The sequence below is a fragment of the Corynebacterium sp. HMSC073B01 genome, from assembly GCF_001838255.1.
GTDB classification, from domain to species: Bacteria; Actinomycetota; Actinomycetes; order Mycobacteriales; family Mycobacteriaceae; genus Corynebacterium; species Corynebacterium jeikeium_D.
In genome coordinates this window covers 220,385-226,659 of sequence record NZ_KV836186.1, presented here as the reverse complement: position 1 = coordinate 226,659, position 6,275 = coordinate 220,385, and the positions used below count along the sequence as shown (strand labels likewise).

At 58.1% G+C, this 6,275-nt stretch carries 6 protein-coding genes; 4 read left to right on the top strand and 2 right to left on the bottom strand.

Annotated elements, in window-relative coordinates; genetic code table 11:
* Window positions 1-307: 307 nt before the first annotated feature.
* Complete coding sequence (locus HMPREF2849_RS10190; RefSeq protein ID WP_049190013.1) at window positions 308-517, bottom strand: hypothetical protein; 210 nt, start codon at window positions 515-517, stop codon at window positions 308-310.
* A gap of 147 nt (window positions 518-664) precedes the next feature.
* Entirely contained in the window at window positions 665-1,423 is a 759-nt protein-coding gene (locus tag HMPREF2849_RS10185) for an Ltp family lipoprotein (protein ID WP_083317208.1), read from the bottom strand.
* A 756-nt stretch (window positions 1,424-2,179) separates the two neighbouring features.
* Here HMPREF2849_RS10185 and HMPREF2849_RS10180 point away from each other — a divergent pair.
* The 4 genes from HMPREF2849_RS10180 (at window position 2,180) to ehuA (ending at window position 6,274) form a co-directional block, all read left to right on the top strand.
* Window positions 2,180-3,499: an NAD(P)-dependent malic enzyme gene (locus tag HMPREF2849_RS10180; protein WP_016422929.1), complete on the top strand. Its 1,320-nt coding sequence runs from the start codon at window positions 2,180-2,182 to the stop codon at window positions 3,497-3,499.
* A gap of 126 nt (window positions 3,500-3,625) precedes the next feature.
* Complete coding sequence (locus HMPREF2849_RS10175; RefSeq protein ID WP_016422930.1) at window positions 3,626-4,519, top strand: ABC transporter substrate-binding protein; 894 nt, start codon at window positions 3,626-3,628, stop codon at window positions 4,517-4,519.
* Window positions 4,520-4,582: 63 nt separating this feature from the next.
* On the top strand, window positions 4,583-5,500 hold the full coding sequence (locus HMPREF2849_RS10170) for an amino acid ABC transporter permease (protein ID WP_369707174.1): 918 nt from the start codon (window positions 4,583-4,585) through the stop codon (window positions 5,498-5,500).
* Window positions 5,501-6,274: an ectoine/hydroxyectoine ABC transporter ATP-binding protein EhuA gene (ehuA, locus tag HMPREF2849_RS10165; RefSeq protein WP_016422932.1), complete on the top strand. Its 774-nt coding sequence runs from the start codon at window positions 5,501-5,503 to the stop codon at window positions 6,272-6,274.
* The last annotated feature ends 1 nt before the right edge of the window (window position 6,275 follow it).

Here is a 6,275-nt window from a genome sequence, read left to right as displayed (position 1 = left end):
GAAAATCAGACACACTTTTTGTCACTTAACCCCACTTTCACGTACTTTCACGGGTATTTTGCACCAAAAATGAGCCAAAAAAGAGCCACTTATTGCACGTTGAATCCTGCGTTAACTCCTGGGTGAATCTGTTTTTGGGCATAAGAAAACCCCGCCACTACCGATTGAGCGAACGGGGCAGTGCCATGGCGGGGACTCGCACCCCGCGAATGTGGCTACTCCATGGCTTTTGAGTCCGATGATTTCAACAGGCGAGCATACGCTCTGAAAACTTCTTCATCGCCATCGGAGTACTCGGAAATCCCGCTCAACAAAGCTTGCCGCTGCTCTTCTGTGATGGAGACTCGAAACTCAGCGATGTCTTCTGCAAGATAGGTGCTGCGACTGCGTAGCGGCGCAGTGTCGCGGTTACTTCTGATTTGCCGCCGCGGTCGCCGATGCGGGCGCGGTTGATAAACGGCACGAATTGTACCGCGCCGAAGTTGTGCTGCAGACACTCGCTCAACTGCCCGGTCACGCATTAAAACTGCCGAGACGGTTTCCGCTTCACCAGCAGCCGTTCAGTGTGCAGCAAATGCATTCTGGTGAAGCGGAAGCCGTCCTTTTGCAGCAGGCATCCAACTGGACTCTGGCCAATTGGCGTCATCAATAAACGAAGCCGCTGCTACAGGTTATCCACCGCGTACTGAGCTTCCTCCGGAGTAAACTGCTCGCCGTATTCCGACGTCAGCTGCTCGTAAACCGCATCCGGGGACATTGCCATCGAATCCTGATAGATTCTCGCCTTTTCCAGTGCGTTCTTATTCCAGTCCGCTTCAAGGTTATCCATTGCATACTGGGCAGCCTCCGGTGAGAACTTCTCGCCATACTCCGAGGTCAGCTGATCATAAATACCGGCCTTCGACATGTGCATGCGATTCGCGTAAATCTCTGCCTTGCGGAGAGCATTCTTGTATTCAGTCGAGACCTTCTCATCCTGCTTTTGCTGCTCCCCCGTCTGACCTTGCTGCTCATCTGCACCTGCCTCGGGTGCCTCAGCGAAATCGGCATTCTCAACAGTCCCAGAATCAGCCGCAACGGCAGTCTCCGAGCCAAAGAGAGACGCAGCTTCAGAATCGGAACCCGCGTCAGTGTCACCGCCACCAGTCAAGCTGGCCGCCACAGCTAGAACGACGACAGCGCCCGCGGCGATACCACCCCATTTGAAGCAGCCACCCTTCTTCTTTTCTTTCGGAGCCGGAGGCACCTGCCCCGCTGCCGACGGACCCTGCGGGTAGGACTGCTGGCCGAGCGGATCCTGCGGGTTGTGCTGGTAGTACTGCTGCCCCGGCGAAGCCTGCGGATCCTGGGATACATACGGATTCTGGGAGCCATACGGGTTCTGTGGGCTCTGCGGGTTCTGGGGGAAAGTGGAATTGGACATCGTAAGAAGCCTCCTGCGTAGAAGTTGCAATAAACGAACAGCTCTCTGTCGTCAGTTGGAACTATCTCAGGAACCCCGGACTCAACTTTCCGCACTACACAAATATTTTCGATTCGCGAACCATACGGCACCACTGAAGGTAAGAAAAAACCAGGCCTCTACCCCATATAACAGGGCTTGGAACTGGTTAATCTCTTTAAAAACTAACCTTCAACCCCGGCCAGCGCTTGCTCAATATCGGCAAATAATATCGCCAACATTTTCCAAACCAATAGAAGGCCAAAAGCGGCCAAGGCGTGGAGCCCCCAACGACAGCCGCCTATATGGAACCCGACAGCACATAGACGCCCCACCGAAGGCACTTCCCAACAAAGACGCTTCCGAGCAAGCCCCGGTGCACACCTTCATCGCAAACAACACAGCAGCGTAGCTCTTGACATAGATGACGCCATGGCAGGACTCGTCGAACTCGGCAAAAGCCGGGGTTCCGGCATCACGCCCGCGGCCGCCAGCCCCACGACACTTCCCAAATCCCCGCTCCCCCCAACCGCAAAAATTTTATTTTCCACTCCCCGTCCATATAATGAGATACCAATCCCGCATAGCAAGACTGGTTTAGTTTTTACGCACACCACTACGTATCACCTGCCAAGCTTTGCTCCCGGCTTTACGCACTGCCCACCAGCAGCTCACGCCGCGGTCGAGTTTTCTCAAAGTACAAAGTACTCAGTACTCAACACGTTTTGGACTGTCATCATGCCTGCTGCGAATTCCCCCTCTAGCTCCTCCGCCCACACTGCGAACGCGAACTCCGCTAAGACGCCACTTCACGCAGTACCGGAGGACACCGCCCCCACAGATCCGTCGACCATCACCGATGCGGAAATCTTTGAGGCACACCGAGGCGGCAAGCTCCGCTCCCACTCCACCATGAAGCTCGAGACAATTCGCGACCTCTCCATCGGCTACACCCCAGGTGTCGCTCGCGTCTGTGAGGCCATCCACGAAGATCCGGCTCTGGCCCGCACCTACACCTGGACCGGCCAGAACGTCGCAGTGGTTTCCGACGGCACCGCCGTGCTTGGCCTTGGCGACATCGGGCCCAAGGCCGCGCTACCGGTGATGGAAGGAAAAGCCCAGCTCTTCGAGCAGTTCGCCGGCATCTCCGCTGTGCCAATCGTCCTGGATACCCTCAATACAGAGGAAATCATCCAGACGGTCAAGGCGCTGGCGCCGTCGTTTGGCGGAGTGAACCTCGAAGACATCTCCGCGCCTCGCTGCTTCGAGATCGAGCAGCGTCTCGACCAAGAGCTCGACATCCCCATCTTCCACGACGACCAGCACGGCACCGCCATCGTCATCGCCGCCGGCCTGATCAACGCCTGCAAGCTGACAGGTCGCAGCTTCCAGGATCTCCGCGTGGTCATCTCCGGCGCTGGTGCCGCTGGTGTCGCTGCGACGAAGATGCTGCTGTCCGCTGGCGTGTCCGACATCGTCGTCGTCGATTCGCGCGGCATCATCCACCCGGACCGCGAGCCACTGAGCGACATCAAGCAGTGGGTCGCCGGCATGACTAACCCACGCGGTATCACCGGCTCGATCAACGATGCGCTTGTCGACGCTAACGTGTTCATCGGCGTCTCTGCCGGCCGTATCGGCGAGGATGCGATTAGCCAAATGGCCGCTGACCCGATTCTGTTCTCGCTGGCCAACCCGATTCCGGAGATTCCGATGGAAGTCGCCCGCAAGTACGGAGCCGTCGTGGCCACTGGCCGCTCGGATCATCCGAACCAGATTAATAATGTGCTGGCCTTCCCGGGTCTGTTCCGTGGCGCACTGGAGGCGGGTGCCAAACGGATCACCGAGGCCATGAAGCTGGCTGCTACTCAGGCCATTGCAAATGTTGGCGTAGAAGACCTGAGTGCCGACCGCATTATCCCGTCGGCGCTGGATTCGCGCGTCATGCCGGCCGTGGCGAAGGCTGTCCGCGATGCTGCGCTGAGCGACCCGGCCTCCGGCGCGGTCGGCCCGCTCGACGTCACTGGCAATGGCTTTGCTGCAGCTGAAGCGAACTAGAAAACCGGCGCTGACTATTCCCCGGGAAGTCTGAAAAGTGTGCGGTTTTCCTGCACCAGCCTAAGACGCAGCTGAATAGGGGTACCGAATTTAAGGTATTCCTGTGCCTAGGTAACATATTCAGATATGAAAAGACCCATCGCATTGGCGGCTGCCACGCTGACTGCGACCTTGTTCTTAGGGCTTACAGGCTGCGTCACCAATGACGAAAGCGGTAACCCCGAGGGCTGGTCAGAGATCAAACCGGCAGCGGTCCCCGAACTGGCGAAACAGGTCCCAGCAGATCTTCGTAAGCGCGAAGTATTGCGCATCGGCACCAACCCAACATTCGCCCCGGCAGAGTTTAAGGATTCCGCCGGTTCCATCATCGGATTCGACATTGACCTCATGCGGGCCATGGCCAGCGTCCTGGATCTGCGGCTGGAAATCCAAGAACAGGATTTCGCACTGATTCTGCCGGCCCTGTCGGCCGGCGCAGTTGATGTTGGTGCCTCCGGCTTCACCTCAAACGAGGAGCGCCGCAAGACCTACGACTTCGTCGACTACCTGGATACCGGCCTGCAGTGGGCACGTCGCCCGGGCAGCGACGCCAGCTCCGACAACTACTGTGGCAAAACTGTCGCTGTTCAGCGCAATACCGTCGCTGACATGGAGGACCTGCCGGTAAAGAATCAGGATTGTCTGGATCGCGGTTTGCCACCAATTAACAAATTGGCCTACCAGGATGCTGGTACCGCAGCTACCACCGTGGTGCTGGGGCGTGCTGACGCGCTGGCAGCTGACTCACCAGTCAGTGCCTACGCGGTCAATCGTTCTGAGGGCAAACTCGAACTTGCCGGAGATATCTACGATGGTGCCCCGTTCGGCTTCGCTATTCCGAAGGATTCAGAACTCGGCCCAGTACTCCAGCAGGCGCTGCAGTACCTCATCGACAACGGCCAGTACAAGCAAATCCTGACCACATGGGGTTTGGAAGACGGTGCTTTGGAACGCGCCACTATTAACGGAGAGGAACTTTAAGTGAGCGACTCATCTGCGTCTGGCGCCCGCTACGAGGCCACACAGGCGGAACTCAACGAAGAAATTAAGGCCAAACCGCTGCCGCACCCGGGTCGCTGGATCACCGCAGCAGTGCTGCTTGTGCTCTTCCTGTGGTTCATCATCGGTGCCGCCCGCAACGAGGCCTACCACTGGGATGTTTACTTCCAGTACCTGTTCGACACACGAATCGCCGCTGCCGCTGGCTGGACCATTGCACTAACGGTCCTGGCCATGCTCATCGGTATCGTCGGCGGTGCCATCGTCGCCGTACTCCGAATGTCGGACAACCCCGTGCTGTCCACTGTTGCTTGGTTCTACCTGTGGGTTTTCCGAGGAACTCCGGTCTACGTGCAGCTGGTCTTTTGGGGCCTCCTCGGCACTATCTACTCGACGATTGACCTGGGCGTTGCCGAGGTTGATCTCAGCACCGTCCTGTCCAATACCTTTGTGTTAGCGTTCGTCGGTCTCGGCTTGAATGAGTCCGCATACATGGCTGAAATTGTCCGTGCCGGCATCCAGGCTGTCCCGGAGGGCCAGACCGAAGCATCGAAGGCACTGGGTATGAGCTGGTGGCAGACTGTCCGCCGCACCATCTTGCCACAGGCTATGCGCATCATCATCCCGCCGACGGGCAACGAGTTCATCTCCCTGCTGAAGACCACTTCGCTGGTCATCGCAGTGCCGTTCTCGCTGGAACTCTACGGCCGCTCCACGGACATCGCCAATGCGCTGTTCCTGCCGGTGCCGATGCTGCTTGTCGCCGCCACCTGGTACTTGGTCATCACATCAATTCTGATGGTCGGACAGTTCTACCTTGAGCGCTACTTCGCCCGCGGCGCTACCCGTCAGCTCACCGCCCGCCAGCTGGCCGCGCTTGCCGACGCCGAAGGTGTGCCGCTTGCAAATGCTCGCGTTGTCGATAAGGACGAAGAGCACTTCTACCGAGAGGATCCGCAGTAAATGACTACCAAAGATTTGATGGTTGAGGCGCAAAAGGTTCGGAAGAACTTCGGCCGTCTCGAGGTCCTCAAGGGCATCGACCTGGAAGTTCCACGCGGTACGGTTACCTGCCTCATTGGGCCTTCGGGCTCCGGTAAGTCCACACTGCTGCGCTGCATCAACCACCTGGAGAAGGTCAATGCCGGCCGTCTCTACGTCGACGGTTCCCTGATTGGCTACCGCGAAAAGAACGGCAGCCTCTACGAAATTTCCGCCGCAGAAGCTGCCCGTCAGCGTCGCGATATCGGCATGGTGTTCCAGAACTTCAACCTGTTCCCGCACCGCACGGTGCTGGGAAATATCACCGAGGCACCAGTGCTGGTAAAGGGCGTCTCTCAGGAGCAGGCTGAAAAGCGTGCCATGGAGCTGCTGGAGACTGTTGGTCTGGCTCACAAGGCCGATGCCTACCCTGTTCAGCTCTCGGGCGGTCAGCAGCAGCGTGTTGCCATTGCTCGAGCCCTGGCCATGGAGCCGAAGCTAATGCTCTTCGATGAGCCGACTTCCGCTCTTGACCCCGAGCTCGTCGGTGAGGTTCTCAACGTCATGCGTGGTCTGGCCGATAAGGGCATGACCATGGTCGTCGTGACGCACGAGATGGGCTTTGCCCGCGAAGTCGCCGACCAGGTCGTGTTTATGGCTGACGGCGTGGTCGTGGAGAAAGGCACCCCGGATGAGGTGCTGGGTAATCCGCAGCACGAGCGCACCCGCAACTTCCTGTCTTCGCTGTTGAAGTAAC